Genomic DNA, 18,888 nt, shown 5'->3' on the forward strand with positions numbered 1-18,888 from the left:
ACCTTATCAGGAGAAAGACATGTCCTTTTCTCAAGCGGTCAGCGGTCTGAATGCTGCCTCTACTAACCTCGACGTCATTGGTAACAACATCGCCAACTCCGCCACCTATGGCTTTAAGTCCGGCACGGCGTCTTTCGCCGATATGTTCGCAGGCTCCAAAGTGGGTCTGGGCGTTAAAGTAGCGGGTATCACTCAGGACTTTAACGACGGGATTACCACCAGCACCGGGCGTGCGCTGGACGTCGCTATCAGCCAGAACGGCTTCTTCCGTCTGGTCGACAGCAATGGTTCGGTTTATTACAGCCGTAACGGCCAGTTCAAACTGGATGAAAACCGTAACCTGGTGAACATGCAGGGGCTGCAACTGACCGGGTATCCGGCCACTGGTACGCCGCCGACCATTCAGCAGGGCGCCAACCCGGTTGGGCTGAACATCCCGAACACCCTGATGGCCGCCAAAATCACCACCACAGCGTCAATGCAGATCAACCTGAACTCCACTGACAAGCTGCCAGCGACCACGCCGTTCGACGCAACCGACGCGGACACCTACAACAAAAAAGGTACGGTGACCGTTTATGACAGTCAGGGTAACTCCCATGACATGAACCTGTACTTCGTGAAAACCGCAGACAACACCTGGGAAGTTTACTCGCAGGACAGCAGCGTCGCCGGTAACGCCGCAACGCTTGCCACCACCATGGTGTTCAACAACGACGGCGCGCTGGTCACTGGCGGTACCGCTAACCTGACCACCGGAACCATTAACGGTGCGACCCCGGCGACATTTGCGCTGAGCTTTGCCAACTCTATGCAGCAGAATACCGGTTCCAACAACATCGTGGCGTCCGGCCAGAATGGTTATGGCCCGGGTGATCTGGTGAGCTATCAGATCAACGACGATGGCACGATTGTAGGTAACTACTCCAACGAGAAATCGCAGGTTCTGGGGCAGATCGTACTGGCGAACTTCGCTAACAACGAAGGGCTGCAGTCGGAAGGCGATAACGTCTGGTCGGCAACGCTGGCTTCTGGCGTGGCGCTACTCGGTACGGCGGGTGAGGGTAACTTCGGTTCGCTGACCAACGGCGCGCTGGAAGCTTCCAACGTCGATCTGAGTAAAGAACTGGTGAACATGATCGTCGCGCAGCGTAACTATCAGTCGAACGCGCAGACCATCAAAACCCAGGATCAGATCCTCAACACCCTGGTTAACCTGCGCTAAGCGCCTGACGGGATAACGGAATGGATCACGCAATATATACCGCGATGGGTGCTGCCAGCCAGACGCTGGATCAGCAGGCCGTCACCGCCAGCAACCTTGCCAACGCCTCAACGCCTGGCTTTCGCGCTCAACTGACGGCACTGCGTGCGGTGCCGGTCAACGGCGAGACCGTCCAGACCCGTACGCTGGTGGCAGCATCAACGCCGGGGGCGGACATGACGCCAGGTCAGCTTGACTACACCGCGCGTCCGCTGGACGTGGCGTTGCAGCAGGATGGCTGGCTTGCCGTGCAGGCTCCCGATGGCAGCGAAGGGTATACCCGTAACGGGAATATCCAGGTGACGCCTACCGGGCAACTGACCATTCAGGGGAATCCGGTGGTTGGCGAAGGCGGCCCGGTGGTGGTGCCGGAAGGTTCTGAAATCACCATTGCCGCCGACGGTACCATTTCCGCACTGAATCCGGGCGACCCGGCAAACACCATTGCGCCGGTCGGGCGTCTGAAGCTGGTGCGCGCTCAGCCGAATGAAGTGGTGCGCGGTGATGACGGTATGTTCCGCTTAAGCGCCGCGGCGCAGGCGACGCGTGGTCCGGTCTTACAGGCCGACCAGAGCATCACGCTGCAGTCTGGCGTGCTTGAGGGCAGTAACGTTAAACCTGTGGCCGCGATGGCCGATATGATCGCCAGCGCGCGTCGGTTCGAAATGCAGATGAAAGTCATCAGCAACGTTGATCAGAACGCGCAGAAGGCTAACCAGTTGCTCTCCATGAGCTAATAACAGGACCACTATGATCAGTTCATTATGGATCGCAAAAACCGGTCTTGACGCACAGCAAACCAATATGGACGTCATCGCCAACAACCTGGCGAACGTCAGCACCAACGGTTTCAAACGTCAGCGCGCGGTTTTTGAAGATTTGCTTTACCAGACCATTCGCCAGCCTGGCGCACAGTCTTCTGAGCAAACCACACTGCCATCAGGGCTGCAGATTGGTACCGGTGTTCGTCCGGTGGCGACAGAGCGTCTGCACAGCCAGGGCAACCTGTCACAGACCAACAACAGCAAAGACGTGGCGATCAAAGGGCAGGGTTTCTTCCAGGTGATGTTACCGGACGGCTCCATGGCCTACACCCGCGATGGCTCGTTCCAGGTTGATCAGAACGGTCAGCTGGTGACGGCGGGCGGTTTCCAGGTGCAACCGGCGATTACCATTCCGGCGAACAGCCTGAGTATCACCATTGGTCGTGACGGTGTGGTCAGCGTGACGCAACAGGGGCAAACCAACCCGGTGCAGGTCGGTCAGTTGAACCTGACGACATTCATGAATGACTCCGGTCTGGAGAGCATCGGTGAGAACCTGTACACCGAAACGCAATCCTCCGGCGCGCCAAACGAAACCACCCCGGGCCTGAACGGCGCCGGTCTGCTGTATCAGGGGTATGTCGAAACGTCGAACGTTAACGTAGCCGAAGAGCTGGTCAATATGATCCAGACTCAGCGTGCTTACGAAATTAACAGTAAAGCGGTTTCGACCACCGACCAGATGCTGCAAAAATTGACTCAGCTCTAAGACGTAACCGGTGCGGAATACTTCGCACCGGCTTTTTTATTCAGAAGATGAAAGCAATGCAAAAATCCGCAGCGTTTCGTTATCCGCTTCTCGCCGTCATGGCGTTCATCATGACGGGATGCGCATTGATCCCTTCCAAACCACTGGTGGAAGGTGCCACAACCGCTCAGCCTGTTCCCGGTCCGGTACCCATGGCCAATGGCTCTATTTTCCAGACCGCGCAGCCGATTAATTACGGCTATCAGCCGCTGTTTGAAGACCGGCGTCCGCGCAATATCGGTGACACGTTAACGATTGTGCTGCAGGAAAACGTCAGCGCCAGTAAGAGCTCGTCAGCGAACGCGAGCCGCGACGGTAAAACGAATTTTGGCTTCGACACCGTACCACGTGCGATGCAGGGGCTGTTTGGCGGCGATCGCGCCAATCTCGATGCGTCTGGCGGCAATACCTTTAATGGCAAAGGCGGCGCCAATGCCAGCAACACCTTCAGCGGTACGCTGACAGTGACCGTGGATCAGGTGCTGGTGAACGGCAACCTCCACGTGGTGGGCGAAAAGCAGATCGCCATCAACCAGGGGACGGAATTCATCCGCTTCTCCGGGGTGGTGAATCCACGCACCATCAGTGGCAGCAATACGGTTCCGTCCACACAGGTGGCGGACGCCCGCATCGAATATGTGGGTAACGGCTATATCAATGAAGCGCAGAACATGGGTTGGCTGCAACGTTTCTTCCTTAATCTGTCGCCGATGTAACGAGGTGAATTATGTATAAGTTCCTGGTTGGCATTGCTCTGGTTCTGGTGGCGGGTTTCGCCCAGGCCGATCGCATTCGCGACCTCACCAGCGTACAGGGCGTGCGGGAAAACTCATTGATCGGTTATGGCCTGGTGGTTGGCCTTGACGGCACCGGCGACCAGACGACGCAAACACCGTTCACCACACAAACGCTGAACAACATGTTGTCGCAGCTTGGCATTACGGTGCCGACCGGCACCAACATGCAGTTGAAAAACGTGGCGGCGGTGATGGTTACCGCCCAGTTCCCGGCGTTTGGTCGTCAGGGGCAATCCATCGATGTGGTGGTCTCTTCGATGGGGAACGCCAAAAGCCTGCGCGGCGGTACGCTGCTGATGACGCCGCTCAAAGGGGTCGACAGTCAGGTGTATGCGCTGGCGCAGGGTAACATTCTGGTTGGCGGTGCGGGCGCGGCAGCCGGTGGCAGCAGCGTGCAGGTGAACCAACTTAACGGCGGTCGCATCACCAACGGGGCGATCATCGAACGTGAACTGCCGACGCAGTTTGGCGCCGGAAATACCATCAACCTGCAACTGAATCAGGAAGATTTTGGTATGGCGCAGCAGATTGCCGACACCATTAACCGCCGCAGCGGCTACGGCAACGCTACCGCGCTGGATTCGCGCACGGTGCAAATTCATGCGCCGTCAGGCAACAGCAATCAGGTGCGTCTGCTGGCGGATATTCAGAATCTGGAAGTCAACGTCACGCCGCAGGAGGCGAAAGTCATTATCAACTCCCGTACCGGCTCCGTGGTGATGAACCGCGAAGTGACGCTGGATACCTGTGCGGTGGCGCAGGGCAACCTGTCGGTGACGGTTAACCGTCAGGCGCAGGTCAGCCAGCCGAATACGCCGTTCGCCGGGGGGCAGACGGTAGTGACGCCACAGACGCAAATCGATCTGCGTCAGAGCGGCGGCGCGTTGCAGAGCATTCGCTCCAGCGCCAGTCTGAACAACGTGGTGCGGGCGCTGAATGCACTGGGGGCATCGCCTATCGAGCTGATGTCTATCCTGCAATCCATGCAAAGCGCAGGTTGCCTGCGTGCGAAAGTGGAAATCATCTGATGCTGAGCGACAGCAAATTACTGGCGAGCGCGGCGTGGGATGCGCAGTCGCTGAACGAACTGAAGGCCAAAGCGAGCCAGGACCCGGGCGCGAACCTGCGTCCGGTGGCGCGCCAGATGGAAGGGATGTTCGTGCAGATGATGCTGAAGAGCATGCGTGAGGCGCTGCCGAAAGACGGCATTTTCAGCAGCGACCAGACCCGCCTCTACACCAGTATGTACGATCAGCAGATTGCCCAGCAGATGACCGCCGGAAAAGGACTCGGGCTGGCGGACATGATGGTCAAACAGATGGCTGCCGCGCAGGGCACGCCTGCGGAGAACGATGCGCAGGTGCCGATGAAGTTTGATATGCAGACCATCACGACCTACCAGAACGATACGTTGCGCCAGATGGTACGCAACGCGATGCCAAAAGCGCCAGCGGCCAGCGATGTCGCGCTGCCTGATGACAGTAAAGACTTCCTGGCGCAACTGTCACTTCCCGCGCGGCTGGCGAGTGAGCAGAGCGGTATTCCGCATCACCTGATTCTGGCGCAGGCGGCGCTGGAGTCCGGCTGGGGGCAGCGGCAAATCCGCGGTGAAAACGGCGCGCCAAGCTTCAACCTGTTCGGCGTGAAAGCCTCGCCAGACTGGAAGGGCAAGGTGACGGAAATCACCACCACCGAATACGAAAACGGCGAAGCGAAAAAGGTGAAAGCCAAATTCCGCGTCTACAGCTCATACCTTGAAGCGCTGTCTGATTACGTCGGCCTGCTGACCCGCAACCCACGCTATGCGGCGGTGACCAACGCGGCGACGGCGGAGCAGGGCGCGCAGGCATTGCAGAACGCCGGGTATGCGACCGATCCCAATTATGCCCGCAAGCTGACCAGCATGATCCAGCAACTGAAATCGATGGGCGAGAAAGTCAGCAAAGCGTACGGCAGCGATCTCGAAAATCTGTTCTGAAACGGCTCAAGTTCAGCGAACGCCTGCCGATAATCTTCGATAGGACCCGTGTCTGAGAGAATAAAAGGAACCAGCATGTCCAGCTTGATTAACAGCGCAATGAGTGGGCTGAACGCAGCCCAGGCGGCACTGAACACCGTCAGTAACAACATCGCCAGTTATAACGTTGCGGGCTATACCCGCCAGACTACTGTGCTCGGGCAGGCGAACAGCTCCCTGACCGCGGGCGGCTGGGTCGGCAACGGCGTGTACGTGAATGGCGTGCAGCGTGAATATAACGCGTTTATCACCAACCAGTTGCGTGCCGCACAGACCCAGAGCAGCGGTCTGACCGCACGTTATGATCAGATGTCGAAAATTAACGACATGCTCTCGGACACCACTAACTCATTGTCTGCGACGTTGCAGGACTTTTTCGCCACCCTGCAGACGCTGGTCAGTAACGCCGAAGATCCGGCGGCACGTCAGGCACTGCTCGGCAAAGCGGGCGGCCTGGTGAACCAGTTCAAGGTGACCGACCAGTATCTGCGTGACCAGGACAAACAGGTTAACCTGTCAATCTCTTCAAGCGTTGACCAGATCAACAGCTACGCGCAACAGATTGCCGACCTGAACGAAAAAATCACCAAGATGACTGGCGTTGGCGCCGGGGCATCACCTAATGATCTGCTCGACCAGCGCGATCAACTGGTCAGCGAACTGAACCAGATTGTCGGCGTGGAAGTGACCCAGCAGGACGGCGGCACTTATAACGTCACCATGGCGAACGGCTACAACCTGGTGCAGGGCAGCAAAGCAAACCAGCTGGCGGCAGTACAGAGCAAAGCCGATCCTTCGCGCATCACCGTGGCGTACGTTGATGATGTGGCGGGCAACGTGGAAATCCCGGAAAAACTGTTGACCAACGGTTCACTGGGCGGCCTGTTGACTTTCCGTTCGCAGGATCTCGACCAGACGCGCAATACCCTTAACCAGATGGCGCTGGTATTTGCTGATTCCTTCAACCAGCAGCACCGTGAGGGTGTGGACGCCAACGGCAATACCGATGTTGATTTCTTTAACTTCGGTGGCTCGTCTGTTGTATCAAACGCCAAAAACACCGGCACTTCCGCGCTGACGTCGACCATCACCGATAGCAGCCAGGTGCAGGCGACGAACTACAAAGTAGTTTTTGACGGCACTGACTGGCAGGTTACCCGCCTGGCGGATAACACTACCTTCACGGCGACAGTGACCGGCGGCAAGATGAACTTCGACGGTCTGGAAATCGATGTGACCGGGACGCCAAACGCCAAAGACAGCTTTACTGTGAAACCGGTCAACGATGTGATCGTGAACATGGAACTGGCTATCACCAACGAATCGCAGATCGCGATGGGGGCGAACGACGCCGACAACGGCGAGAGCGACAACCGTAACGGTAAGGCGCTGCTCGACCTGCAAAACCAGAAGCTGGTCGGTGGCACCAAAACCTTTAACGATGCTTATGCGACCCTCGTCAGCGATGTTGGTAACCGTACCGCGTCACTGAAAGTCAGTACCACCACTCAGGGTAACGTCGTCACTCAACTGACGAAACAACAGCAGTCGATTTCCGGGGTTAACCTGGATGAAGAGTACGGCAACCTGCAACTGTACCAGCAATATTATCTGGCGAATGCCCAGGTACTGCAGACGGCCAGTACGCTGTTTGACGCCCTGATCAACATTCGCTAAGGAGACAGCCAACAATGCGTGTAAGTACGTTAATGATGTACCAGCAAAATATGCGTGGTATTACCGACTCGCAATCTCGCTGGCTGGGCTATGGCGAACAGATGTCTACCGGCAAACGCGTGAATCGCCCGTCTGATGACCCGATTGCCGCATCGCAAGCCGTTGTGCTGGCGCAGGCGCAGGCTCAAAACAGCCAGTTCGCTACCGCACGTTCTTTCGCGACGCAGCGCGTTTCGCAGGAAGAGAACGTGATGAGTCAGGTGACAACGTCAATTACTTCCGCACAGGAAACGCTTGTTGCGGCCAGTAACGGCACCCTGAGCGACGATGACCGTGCCTCGTTTGCGGCTCAACTGCAGGGCGTTCGCGACCAGTTGATGAACCTGGCCAACAGCCAGGACGGTAACGGCCGCTATATGTTTGCTGGTTACCAGACGGATACGCCTCCTTTTGCCGATGACGGTACCTATGTTGGCGGGACAGTGAACGTCGAACAGCAGGTGGATACCTCCCGCAGCATGGTCATTGGCCATACCGGCGACAAAATTTTTGACCACCTGACCAGTAACGCTACACCCGGCACGGACAGTAACCTGTTCGTGATGCTTGATACCGCCATTGCGGCGCTAAAAACCCCGGTAGAGGGTGATGATGCGGCGGCAGCGGCGGCACAGGCGGTGATTAATAAATCCGCGGATGGACTGAAAAACTCGCTCAACAACGTCGTAACCGTTCGTTCTGAACTGGGGACCCAGCTTGTCGAACTGGGTAAGCTCGACGATTTGGGTGATGACCGGGCATTGAGTCAGACGCAGCAAATGAGCGATCTGATCGATGTAGACTGGAACGCCACGATTTCTAACTATGTCATGCAGCAGGCGGCTCTCCAGGCGTCGTACAAAGCGTTTAGCGACATGCAAGGAATGTCGTTGTTCCAGCTGAACAGCTAAACGCTTTGCCTCTTAGCATGTCCTGAAACCGGCATGTTTTATCAGCCCGCTCCCCTCACCCCGGAGCGGGTTTTTTTTAGCGTGATGCCTGCGGTGCTGACGTGCGCGGAGATCTGTCGGTCAGACGGATCAGCAGCGCAATCGCCCCTGCGGCGGTCGCCAGCATGACCACGCCCGTCCATCCGGCCATGGCATACAACTGGCTGCCAAGCGCCGAGCCGGACGCCATCCCGATAAACACCACCGTAAACAGCAACGCGTTCAGACGGCCCCGTGCTGGCGGTTCAAGGCCGTAGACCAGATTCTGGTGCGCCACTAAGCTCGACTGCAGACCGAGATCAAAACCGACGGCAGAGATCGCAATCAGCACCAGTTGGCCTTCGGCAGGCAAGGCGGGCAGGGCAAACATCAGGGCAAAGGAGAGGGTGACCAGTGCTGCACCCAGTTGCGTTACCCGTGCCGCGCCGACTTTATCCGCCAGCCCACCGGCGAGCGGAGCGGCAAGGGCGCCTGCGGCACCAGCAATGCCGTAACCGCCAGCCGCCGCACTACCCAGCCGGAAATGCTCAAACAGCATAACTGCCAGCGTTGACCAGAAGGCGCTGAAAGCAACCGACAAAAAGCCCTGCGCCAGCGCGGCACGGCGCAGTTCAGGATAACGGCGCCACAGGTGCGCCATCGAGGCCATCAGCGCCGGATAGCTCAGCGTCGAGTGGATGGCGAAACGCGGCAGGGCAAACCACAGCAACACGCCCATTGCGGCGATGCTGACCGCGGCGGCCTGATACATCTCCCGCCAGCCAAAGGCGGCCCCGACCAGCCCACTGACGGTACGCGACAGCAGAATGCCGAGCAACAGGCCGGTCATCACCGTACCGACTGTTTTCCCCTGCTTCCCGGCGGGCGACAGAATGGCGGCAGCGGGGACGATATCCTGCGCCATGGTCGCCATCATGCCTGTCAGCAGGCTGACGACCAGCAGCGTATGCAGTCCATTGCTCAGGCTGCAGAGAAACAGCAGCACTGCCAGCAGCGCGCTTTTAGTGACAATCAGCGTGCGACGATCGTGACGGTCACCCAGCGGCAGCAGAAACAGAATGCCGAGCGCATAACCCGCTTGCGTCAGCGTAGGCACCAGCCCCATACCTTCGACGCTGAGGTGCAGATCGCGGCCCATCAGCGGCAGCAGCGGCTGGGCATAGTAGATCGCGGCAACGCTGAAACCCGCGCCCAGCGCAAGTATGAAAATGATCCAGTTGGGTCTGAAAGCCTGTGTCATGATGATTCCTCGTAAACGGTATGGCGCTATTTTTCCCGGTTTACGGCTGGCACTGTAGCAGGGGCGATGGTAAAACAGTTATACGTAATGTGTATGACTAACTGATTAATGATGAAGAATGAGCGTATAGATCGCGTTGAACTGATGCGCACCTTTATCCGCATCGTGGAGGGCGGTTCGCTGTCAGCCGCGGCGAGGCAACTGGAAACCACGCAGGCGACCATCAGCCGCCGCCTGCAATCGCTGGAGACGCTGTTGGGCGCGAAGCTTATCCTGCGCACCACCCACGCGATGAAGCTTACGGATGACGGCGAGCGCTGCTACCAGCACGCCAGAAACGTGATTGATGCCTGGCTGGCGCTGGAAGATGATTTGCAGGTCGCGGAGGATGAACCCGTCGGCGTGCTGAAAGTGCGCGCGCCGCATGCTTTCGGGCAACAGCAGTTGCTCGCGCCGCTGGTGTCGTTTCTGCATAAATATCCACGGCTCTCTGTGGAGTGGATGCTTAACGACAAATCGGTCGATTTTCTCAGCGATAACATCGACTGCGCTATCCGCGTCGGCGCGAAAGTCGATCCGGCAACCGTCTCCGTTTTACTGGCGGAAGTACCGCGCAGCATGGTGGCAACGCCCGCGTTTCTGGCCCGCTATCCGGTGATCACTACGCCGGAGCAGTTGTCGGCCCTGCCGTGGATAGCCATCAGTACCTTTTATCAGCACGATGTGACACTTCAGCAAATGACAGGTGAAAATTACACGGTAGACATTGTTCCCCGCCTGAGTACAGACAGTATTTATGTTGCACGCAGTACGGCGCTGGCGGACACCGGTGTGGTTGTCATTTCCAGCTGGATGGTGGAAGAGGATTTGCGGGCAGGGCGGCTGGTGGAGATCCTGCCGTACTGGCAGGCGGCACCGTTACCGGTACATCTGGTTTATCCGTGGGCGCGCTATTACCCGACGCGGCTGCGGCGTTTCCTCGACCTGATGCGTGAAGTGATGCCGCAAATCGCCGGAATGCGGCGCCCGGAAACGGAATAAAAAAAGCCGACCCTCGGGTCGGCTTTATCGTACTTAGCGCTTACTCAATCGGCCGCGGACGCGTTGGTCCGGACTGCGCCTGTTGTGTTGCGCTGTGACCGCCAGCGGCGCCTTTGCCTTCGAAGTCAAAGGCCGGGCGAACCCAGTCGCTGTGACGCGGCGGTTCCGGGGTATATTCCGGGGCCGGTGCGCGGGTCATCGGCGCAGTGGCGTGATGATTACCGGCAGGCGCGGCTTTTTCGGCTACCACCGCAGCCGGTTTCACCTCTTCAACAGGCTCGACCGGTGCCGTGACGACAGGTTCAGCAACCGGCTCAGTCACGACCGGCTCAGCGGCAGCTTCAGCCACCGGCGTTTCTTCAACCGGCGTCTCTTCTGCAACGTCTGTAGATTCCACCGCGGCTTCGACTTCAGCGGCCACTTCTTCAGCGACGATGTCATCTTCTGCGGCGATCAGGTGCGGTTGCTCATCCACTGGCGTGGCAATAACCTCCGGATGCGTGGTTTCAACCACCGGCTCCTGCGGTTCGCTTGCCACTGGCTGCGGTTCAACCACAACCGGCTGCGCTTCCGGTGTTAACGCTGCGTCGGTAACGACAGCGGCAACGTCAGGCTGAACATCGGTGATAACCGGTGCGGCCTGCTGCGTGTCTTCCTGCTCAATCTGCTCGTCAGCCGGACGGGCAACTGGATAGCGGATCCACACTTTACCGGAAGCCATTTCCGGTGAGGCGCAGGCCACGGTCAGCGGCATCGGCGACTGCAGCGGGTAACGCTCGTCACGATAGCGGCGACGGCGCTGGCCACTGACGCGCAGGTGACGTGGTGAACGACGCGAGCGGCGCGGCATACCGGCGGTATCGCGTGCTTCGGCGTTGTCATCCTGCTCAACTGGCGTGACAATCACGGACGGCAGATCGACTTTCGCCAGTTCAGTACGCTGCGCGGTGACAGCTGGTTGCGGCTGTTCGGCGATGTCGTCGGTAACCGCAGCAGCGGCAGCCGCTTCCTGCTCAGCAGAGAGGATGCGAACTTTTTGCGTCAACTGGCGCGGCTTACGGCGCGGCATAACCTGAACGCGTTCTTCCTGTTCGGTCTCCTGCGCTGCAGGCTGCTCATCACGGCTCTGCGCTTTGGCGTCCTGCTGTGCCTGGCGTTTGTCATCGTTACGACGACGGTTACGCTCACGACGCGGCTGTTGCGGCTGCTCGTCACGATTCTGCGGTTTTTCCGTTTCATCAACCGTGGTTTGCTGACGGGCTTCACGCGTTTCGGCGTTCTGCTGCTGTTTATCGCGACGGTTACGGCGGTTATCTTCACGACCCTCGCCATTGTCGCTGCGGTTGTCACGGCGATCGTTACGGTCGCGGCGGTTGTTCTGCCGCGATTTACGACGATCCTGCTGACGTTCAGGTTTCTCTTCTTTCTTCACCGGCTCCGGTTCAACGGCCTGCGGTGCTTCGCTACCGGCAAAGAGGTTTTTCAGCGCGCCGAAGAAGCGAGACACCAGACCCGGTTCTGCCGGAGCCGCAGGGGCTTTCGGCGCAGCAGGCGCGGCAGCTTGTGCTGTCGGCGCCACGGTTTCGGCTGGCGGTGCAGGCGGAACGTCAGGCATGGCGAAGGTCGCCAGAGCAGGCTGCTCAGGACGTTTACGCTCCGCTGGCTCTTCTTCCGACGGCATAGCCATCTCTTCTTCGTGCAGTTTCGGCAGCAGATAGCTCAGGGTTGGCGTTTCTTCGCCTTTACGTACACGCAGTACGGAGTAGTGCGGCGTTTCCATTTGATCGTTCGGCACGATCACGCAGCGTACGCCGCCCTGACGGGTTTCGATGGCGCTCACGGCGCTACGTTTTTCGTTCAACAGGTAGGACGCAATCGGCACAGGGACAATCGCATGCACTTCCTGGGTGTTCTCTTTCAGCGCTTCTTCTTCAATCAGACGCAGAATAGAGAGCGACAGGGATTCGTTATCACGGACGGTGCCGGTGCCGCTACAGCGCGGGCAGACGTGATGGCTGGACTCGCCCAGCGACGGGCTCAGACGCTGACGGGACATCTCCAGCAGGCCGAAGCGCGAAATGTGGCTGATCTGAATGCGGGCTCTGTCCTGACGCACCGCTTCACGCAGACGGTTTTCAACCGCGCGCTGGTGGCGTACCGGGGTCATATCGATAAAGTCGATAACGATCAGGCCGCCGAGGTCGCGCAGGCGCAACTGACGTGCGATTTCGTCTGCCGCTTCCAGGTTGGTGTTAAACGCCGTTTCTTCGATGTCGCCACCGCGGGTTGCGCGCGCGGAGTTAATATCAATCGCGGTTAACGCTTCGGTGGAGTCGATAACGATTGAACCACCGGACGGCAGACGCACTTCACGCTGGAACGCGGATTCGATCTGCGATTCGATCTGGTAGTGGCTGAACAGCGGAATTTCACCGGTGTACAGTTTGATTTTGCTGCTGAAATCCGGACGACCCAGTGCCGCGATGTGCTGGCGTGCCAGCTCAAGCACTTTCGGGTTATCAATCAGGATTTCGCCGATGTCCTGGCGCAGGTAGTCACGGAAGGCGCGAACGATAACGTTGCTTTCCTGATGGATCAGGAACGGCGCCGGGCGGCTCTCTGCGGCTTTCTGGATAGCTTCCCAGTGCTTCAGACGGAAGCTCAGGTCCCACTGCAACGCCTCGGCGGATTTACCCACCCCGGCGGTACGCACGATAAGACCCATGCCATCCGGCAGTTCAAGGCTGGACAGCGCTTCTTTCAGTTCGGTACGGTCATCGCCTTCGATACGGCGTGAAATGCCACCCGCACGCGGGTTATTCGGCATCAGCACCAGATAGCTACCCGCCAGGCTGATAAAGGTGGTTAATGCAGCGCCTTTATTACCACGCTCTTCTTTATCAATCTGAACGATAACTTCCTGACCTTCGCGCAGAACATCTTTGATGTTGGGACGGCCATGAGCGTTGTAGCTGGCAGGAAAATACTCGCGGGCGATTTCTTTCAGGGGGAGAAAACCGTGACGTTCAGCACCGTAATCAACAAATGCGGCTTCCAGACTCGGTTCAATGCGGGTGATTTTACCTTTGTAGATGTTCGCTTTTTTCTGTTCGTGTCCTGGGCTTTCGATATCCAGATCGTACAGACGCTGCCCATCAACAAGGGCGACACGCAACTCTTCCTGCTGAGTTGCGTTAATTAACATTCTTTTCATCGTAACTTACTCATTATTCGTACATTGACGACTAAGCTGCGGGCAGAGTAATGCCTTTCCGGGGGTGAACCGATGGCCTCGTGTCTGTTCACGTCGCCAACCTCACGGTTGTCGCTCGCTTAAGAGGCGCAGAGTGTCGGCTGCCTGTGTTGTTGAGACAAACACAGCGCAATTAACAGGGGAACAGCCTGGGAAAACTCTCCAGAGTTGCTTCCATTTACCGGTAAGGACTGCAACCCGCAGCCCGCTAACTGCCTGAAAGATCAATACGTCTTACGCCATTGCTGCGTGGATGATCGGTCGGGCAAAACTGGTAATTCCGCAAATTTCCTTGTTTTAACAAGATTCAACACGGAAAACGGCATCATTATTCCATTGCTAACCTTGTTATAGCAAGATGACTTTTACCATTTGTTACCCGGTTACTCACAGTTTTTGCACCTCTCTGTCAGGATTGTTCTAATAACCAGCAATCCGGTCAGTAAGATATCTGCTGTAACCAGGTCACCATAATATAAGCATAGAAAAATGAGTGGCGCGAATGCGCCTGGCTATTTAGAATCGCCGACCATGAAAACTGAGACTCCAGCCGTAAAATTAGTCGCGATTTCTGCTGATGAAGCGGGACAACGCATCGATAACTTTTTGCGCACCCAATTAAAAGGTGTGCCGAAAAGTATGATTTACCGCATTCTGCGTAAAGGCGAAGTGCGGGTTAACAAAAAACGTATTAAGCCTGAATATAAACTCGAGGCGGGCGATGAAGTGCGTATTCCGCCGGTTCGCGTCGCCGAACGCGAAGAAGACGCCGTTTCTCCGCATTTACAAAAGGTCGCCGCGCTGAGCGACGTTATCCTTTATGAAGATGACCATATTCTGGTGCTGAACAAACCGTCGGGCACGGCGGTGCATGGCGGTAGCGGGTTGAGCTTCGGCGTGATTGAAGGGCTGCGCGCACTGCGCCCGGAAGCGCGTTTCCTTGAGCTGGTGCATCGTCTCGACCGTGATACCTCTGGCGTGTTGCTGGTAGCGAAGAAACGCTCGGCGCTGCGTTCGCTGCACGAACAACTGCGCGAAAAAGGCATGCAGAAAGATTATCTGGCGCTGGTTCGCGGCCAGTGGCAGTCGCATATGAAAGTGGTGCAGGCGCCATTGCTGAAAAACATTCTCCAGAGTGGCGAGCGTATTGTCCACGTCAGCCAGGAAGGGAAACCGTCTGAGACGCGTTTTAAAGTCGAAGAGCGCTACGAGTTTGCCACGCTGGTACGCTGCAGCCCGGTGACCGGGCGAACTCACCAGATCCGCGTTCATACGCAGCACGCCGGGCATCCCATCGCCTTTGACGATCGCTACGGTGACCGTGAATTTGATAAGCAACTGGCGTCAACCGGGTTGTCACGCCTGTTTCTTCACGCCGCGGCGCTGAAATTCCAGCATCCGGGAACCGGTGAAACGCTGCGCATTGAAGCGCCGATGGACGAGCAGTTAAAACACTGCCTGAAAGTGCTGCGTGGTTGATTGAGTGCCGGGTGGCGCTGCGCTTACCCGGCCTGGAAGGCATTGCTCATGCCAGCAACGGATTCAAATGCTCGCGCCGCAACATCTGACAGAGCGCGATAAGCGGCAGGCCGACCAGCGTGTTCGGATCGCGCCCCTCCAGTCGCTCGAAGAGCGAAATACCCAGACCTTCACTTTTAAAACTGCCCGCACAGTTCAGCGGGTTTTCTTTGCGGATGTAATCGCGAATTTCCTGTTCCGTCAGATGGCGAAAATGCACATCAAACGGTTCGCATTCGGTTTGCAGATGACCGTTCGCCGAATTATAAAGCGCCAGCCCGGTATAGAAGGTGACGATATTGCCGCTGGCTTTCTTTAATTGTGTAAACGCGTTCTCTTCCGTATGCGGTTTACCGGTAATGACGCCATCCAGAATACAGACCTGATCGGAACCAATAATAAGGTGCTGCGGGAAGCGCTGTGCGAGCGCCTGTGCTTTGGCCTGCGCCAGCCGCAAAACCAACTGGCGGGGCGATTCCTCCGCGACCGGCGTTTCATCAACCTGCGGCGCGGCACACTCGAAGGGAATACCGAGCTTTTCCAGCAGCATTCGGCGGTAGGGTGAGGTCGAAGCAAGTACAAGGTTTGGCATATTTTTTCAGTCAGGTATGGCGAATCGGTTAGCGTCATTTTAAACTACAGGCCGCAATGTGTGCGAATAAATGGCAAAAGGCGTCTTCGGGTGCCTTTTTCTTTGACTATATGACGTTACAAAGTTAATATGCGCGCCCTATGCAAAAGGTAAAATTACCCCTGACTCTTGACCCGGTTCGTACCGCGCAAAAACGCCTCGATTACCAGGGTGTCTATACGCCCGATCAGGTTGAGCGCGTTGCCGAGTCTGTAGTCAGTGTGGACAGCGATGTAGAATGCGACATGTCATTCGCTATCGATAACCAGCGCCTCGCGGTGATAACCGGCGATGCAAAGGTAACGGTAACGCTCGAATGTCAGCGCTGCGGGAAACCGTTCACGCATCATGTTCACACAACGTATTGTTTCAGTCCGGTTCGTTCTGACGAACAGGCTGAGGCACTCCCGGAAGCGTATGAGCCGATTGAGGTTAACGAATTCGGTGAAATCGACCTGCGGGCGATGGTTGAGGATGAAATCATTCTCTCCTTGCCAGTAGTTCCGGTGCATGATTCTGAACACTGTGAAGTGTCCGACGCGGACATGGTCTTTGGTGAACTGCCTGAAGAGGCGCAAAAGCCAAACCCATTTGCCGCATTAGCCAGCTTAAAGCGTAAGTAATTGAGGAGTAAGGTCCATGGCCGTACAACAGAATAAACCAACCCGTTCCAAACGTGGCATGCGTCGTTCCCATGACGCGCTGACCGCAGTTACCAGCCTGTCTGTAGACAAGACTTCTGGTGAAACCCACCTGCGTCACCACATCACCGCCGACGGTTACTACCGCGGTCGCAAGGTTATCGCTAAGTAATCACGCGAAAGCGTGAAGCTTAGTGCGGATTTCCCCGCGCATGCGGGGAGAAACGAACCGGGCAGCGACGATACCTTGACACGTCTGACCATAGCGTTAGATGTCATGGGGGGCGATTTTGGTCCTTCCGTGACGGTGCCTGCAGCTTTGCAGGCACTGGGTTTCAATTCGCAACTCTCACTTCTTTTAGTCGGCGATCCCGACGCCATCTCGCCATTACTTGCCAAAGCTGATTTCGAACAACGTTCGCGTCTGCAGATTATCCCTGCACAGTCAGTTATTGCCAGTGATGCGCGACCGTCTCATGCTGTGCGTAACAGCCGGGGCAGTTCGATGCGTATTGCACTCGAACTGGTGAAAGAAGGGCGTGCACAGGCCTGCGTCAGCGCAGGAAATACCGGCGCGCTGATGGGGCTGGCGAAATTATTGCTCAAGCCAATAGAAGGCATTGAGCGTCCGGCGCTGGTGACGGTATTGCCGCATCAGCAGAAGGGTAAAACGGTCGTGCTTGATCTGGGCGCGAACGTCGATTGTGACAGTACAATGCTGGTGCAGTTTGCGATCATGGGGGCGGTGCTGGCGGAAGAAGTCGTCGGTATCAGCAAACCGCGTGTCGCGCTGCTTAACATCGGTGAAGAAGAGAGCAAAGGGCATGAAAGCATTCGTGATGCTTCTGCTTTGCTTAAAACAGTGCCAACTATCAACTATATTGGTTATCTTGAAGCCAACGAGTTGCTGACGGGCAAAACCGATGTGCTGGTTTGTGATGGCTTCACCGGAAACGTCACGTTAAAAACCATGGAAGGCGTTGTCAGAATGTTTCTTTCGCTGCTGAAATCTCAGGGGGAAGGGAAAAAACGGTCGTGGTGGCTGATTTTATTAAAGCGTTGGTTACAAAAAAGCCTCTCCAGGCGATTCAGTCACCTCAACCCCGACCAGTATAATGGCGCCTGTCTGTTAGGATTGCGCGGCACGGTGATTAAAAGCCATGGTGCAGCCAATCAGCGCGCGTTTAGCGTCGCGATTGAACAGGCAGTGCAGGCGGTGCAGCGGGAAGTTCCTCAGCGGATTGCCGCTCGCCTGGAATCTGTATTACCGGAAAAAGACTGAGCGTACATGTATACGAAGATTATTGGTACCGGCAGTTATCTGCCCACACAGGTGCGAACTAACGCCGATTTGGAAAAGATGGTTGATACGTCTGACGAGTGGATTGTCACGCGCACAGGTATCCGTGAACGTCGTATTGCTGCGCCGAATGAAACTGTTGCCTCAATGGGCTTTGAAGCCGCACAGCGCGCGCTGGAGATGGCGGGTATCACGAAAGATGATGTCGGCCTGATTGTCGTGGCGACGACGTCCTCCACGCACGCTTTTCCAAGCGCTGCCTGCCAGATCCAGGGCATGCTCGACATTAAAGGTTGCCCGGCGTTTGACGTCGCTGCCGCCTGCGCCGGTTTCACCTACGCGCTGAGCGTTGCCGATCTGTACGTGAAATCCGGTGCGGTTAAGCATGCGCTGGTGATCGGTTCCGATGTACTGGCGCGCACCTGCGACCCGACCGATCGCGGCACGATCATTATTTTTGGCGATGGCGCGGGCGCTGTCGTGTTAAGTGCCTCCGAAGAGCCGGGTATCATCTCTACCCACCTTCACGCGGATGGCAGCTATGGCGAGCTGTTAACGCTGCCAAACGCGGATCGCGTTAATCCGGATAATTCCATTTACCTGACGATGGCGGGTAACGAAGTCTTTAAAGTGGCTGTCACGGAACTGGCGCATATTGTCGATGAAACGCTGGCAGCCAACAACCTCGACCGTTCGCAACTGGACTGGCTGGTACCGCACCAGGCGAACCTGCGCATCATCAGCGCGACCGCGAAAAAACTGGGCATGTCGATGGACAACGTGGTTGTCACCCTCGACCGCCACGGCAACACCTCTGCCGCGTCGGTGCCTTGTGCGCTGGACGAAGCCGTTCGTGATGGCCGCATCAAGCGGGGTCAACTGGTGCTGCTTGAGGCCTTCGGTGGCGGCTTCACCTGGGGTTCTGCGCTGGTTCGTTTCTAATAAGGA

The 18,888-nt window shown here is 57.0% G+C and carries 17 protein-coding genes; 14 read left to right on the forward strand and 3 right to left on the reverse strand.

All coding sequences use genetic code 11. The features are described 5' to 3' along the window. Positions 1-19 precede the first annotated feature (19 nt). The 8 genes from flgE (at position 20) to flgL (ending at position 8,277) form a co-directional block, all read left to right on the forward strand. Positions 20-1,225: a flagellar hook protein FlgE gene (gene flgE, locus AOY23_RS06065; protein ID WP_054178691.1), complete on the forward strand. Its 1,206-nt coding sequence runs from the start codon at positions 20-22 to the stop codon at positions 1,223-1,225. A gap of 20 nt (positions 1,226-1,245) precedes the next feature. Then, positions 1,246-2,001 carry a flagellar basal body rod protein FlgF gene (locus tag AOY23_RS06070; protein ID WP_054178690.1) on the forward strand — a complete coding sequence of 252 codons (756 nt, stop codon included), beginning with the start codon at positions 1,246-1,248 and terminating at the stop codon, positions 1,999-2,001. 13 nt (positions 2,002-2,014) lie between these two features. After that, positions 2,015-2,797, forward strand: coding sequence for a flagellar basal-body rod protein FlgG (gene flgG, locus AOY23_RS06075; protein WP_038154500.1), 783 nt, complete (start codon positions 2,015-2,017; stop codon positions 2,795-2,797). Between the two features lie 56 nt (positions 2,798-2,853). Then, on the forward strand, positions 2,854-3,552 hold the full coding sequence (gene flgH, locus AOY23_RS06080) for a flagellar basal body L-ring protein FlgH (RefSeq protein WP_152958453.1): 699 nt from the start codon (positions 2,854-2,856) through the stop codon (positions 3,550-3,552). Between the two features lie 11 nt (positions 3,553-3,563). Then, positions 3,564-4,661, forward strand: coding sequence for a flagellar basal body P-ring protein FlgI (locus tag AOY23_RS06085; protein WP_054178688.1), 1,098 nt, complete (start codon positions 3,564-3,566; stop codon positions 4,659-4,661). After that, the gene (gene flgJ / locus AOY23_RS06090; protein ID WP_054178687.1) at positions 4,661-5,611 is read left to right on the forward strand and encodes a flagellar assembly peptidoglycan hydrolase FlgJ; all 951 of its coding nucleotides are present in this window, start codon (positions 4,661-4,663) and stop codon (positions 5,609-5,611) included. Before AOY23_RS06085 ends, flgJ begins: the two co-directional genes overlap by 1 nt. A 75-nt stretch (positions 5,612-5,686) precedes the next feature. Then, positions 5,687-7,327 (forward strand): flagellar hook-associated protein FlgK, encoded by a 1,641-nt coding sequence (gene flgK, locus AOY23_RS06095; protein ID WP_054178686.1) that lies wholly within the window; start codon positions 5,687-5,689, stop codon positions 7,325-7,327. A gap of 14 nt (positions 7,328-7,341) precedes the next feature. Continuing rightward, positions 7,342-8,277 carry a flagellar hook-associated protein FlgL gene (gene flgL / locus AOY23_RS06100; protein ID WP_054178685.1) on the forward strand — a complete coding sequence of 312 codons (936 nt, stop codon included), beginning with the start codon at positions 7,342-7,344 and terminating at the stop codon, positions 8,275-8,277. A 76-nt stretch (positions 8,278-8,353) separates the two neighbouring features. Here the strand turns inward: flgL and AOY23_RS06105 are convergent, their stop codons facing one another. After that, positions 8,354-9,556, reverse strand: coding sequence for an MFS transporter (locus AOY23_RS06105; protein WP_054178684.1), 1,203 nt, complete (start codon positions 9,554-9,556; stop codon positions 8,354-8,356). A gap of 108 nt (positions 9,557-9,664) precedes the next feature. Between AOY23_RS06105 and AOY23_RS06110 the strand changes: the two genes are divergently transcribed. After that, complete coding sequence (locus AOY23_RS06110; RefSeq protein WP_054178683.1) at positions 9,665-10,597, forward strand: LysR family transcriptional regulator; 933 nt, start codon at positions 9,665-9,667, stop codon at positions 10,595-10,597. 40 nt (positions 10,598-10,637) lie between these two features. Here AOY23_RS06110 and rne read toward each other — a convergent pair whose 3' ends face one another. After that, a complete protein-coding gene (gene rne / locus AOY23_RS06115) occupies positions 10,638-13,811 on the reverse strand; it encodes a ribonuclease E (protein ID WP_054178682.1) in 3,174 nt (1,057 codons plus the stop codon). 570 nt (positions 13,812-14,381) lie between these two features. Here rne and rluC point away from each other — a divergent pair. Further along, entirely contained in the window at positions 14,382-15,329 is a 948-nt protein-coding gene (rluC, locus tag AOY23_RS06120) for a 23S rRNA pseudouridine(955/2504/2580) synthase RluC (protein WP_200906042.1), read from the forward strand. Between the two features lie 46 nt (positions 15,330-15,375). Here the strand turns inward: rluC and AOY23_RS06125 are convergent, their stop codons facing one another. After that, complete coding sequence (locus AOY23_RS06125; RefSeq protein ID WP_054178680.1) at positions 15,376-15,960, reverse strand: Maf family protein; 585 nt, start codon at positions 15,958-15,960, stop codon at positions 15,376-15,378. 140 nt (positions 15,961-16,100) lie between these two features. Here AOY23_RS06125 and yceD point away from each other — a divergent pair, with 140 nt between their 5' ends. From yceD to AOY23_RS06145, 4 genes are all read left to right on the forward strand, one after another. Beyond that, the gene (gene yceD, locus AOY23_RS06130) at positions 16,101-16,622 is read left to right on the forward strand and encodes a 23S rRNA accumulation protein YceD (protein ID WP_038154489.1); all 522 of its coding nucleotides are present in this window, start codon (positions 16,101-16,103) and stop codon (positions 16,620-16,622) included. 16 nt (positions 16,623-16,638) lie between these two features. Then, the gene (gene rpmF, locus AOY23_RS06135; RefSeq protein WP_002435125.1) at positions 16,639-16,812 is read left to right on the forward strand and encodes a 50S ribosomal protein L32; all 174 of its coding nucleotides are present in this window, start codon (positions 16,639-16,641) and stop codon (positions 16,810-16,812) included. Positions 16,813-16,887: 75 nt separating this feature from the next. After that, a complete protein-coding gene (gene plsX / locus AOY23_RS06140) occupies positions 16,888-17,922 on the forward strand; it encodes a phosphate acyltransferase PlsX (protein ID WP_235501664.1) in 1,035 nt (344 codons plus the stop codon). 6 nt (positions 17,923-17,928) lie between these two features. Continuing rightward, the gene (locus tag AOY23_RS06145) at positions 17,929-18,882 is read left to right on the forward strand and encodes a beta-ketoacyl-ACP synthase III (RefSeq protein ID WP_054178678.1); all 954 of its coding nucleotides are present in this window, start codon (positions 17,929-17,931) and stop codon (positions 18,880-18,882) included. Positions 18,883-18,888: the final 6 nt, after the last annotated feature.

Origin of the sequence: Trabulsiella odontotermitis, from assembly GCF_001297775.1 — a bacterium.
GTDB lineage: Bacteria > Pseudomonadota > Gammaproteobacteria > Enterobacterales > Enterobacteriaceae > Trabulsiella > Trabulsiella odontotermitis.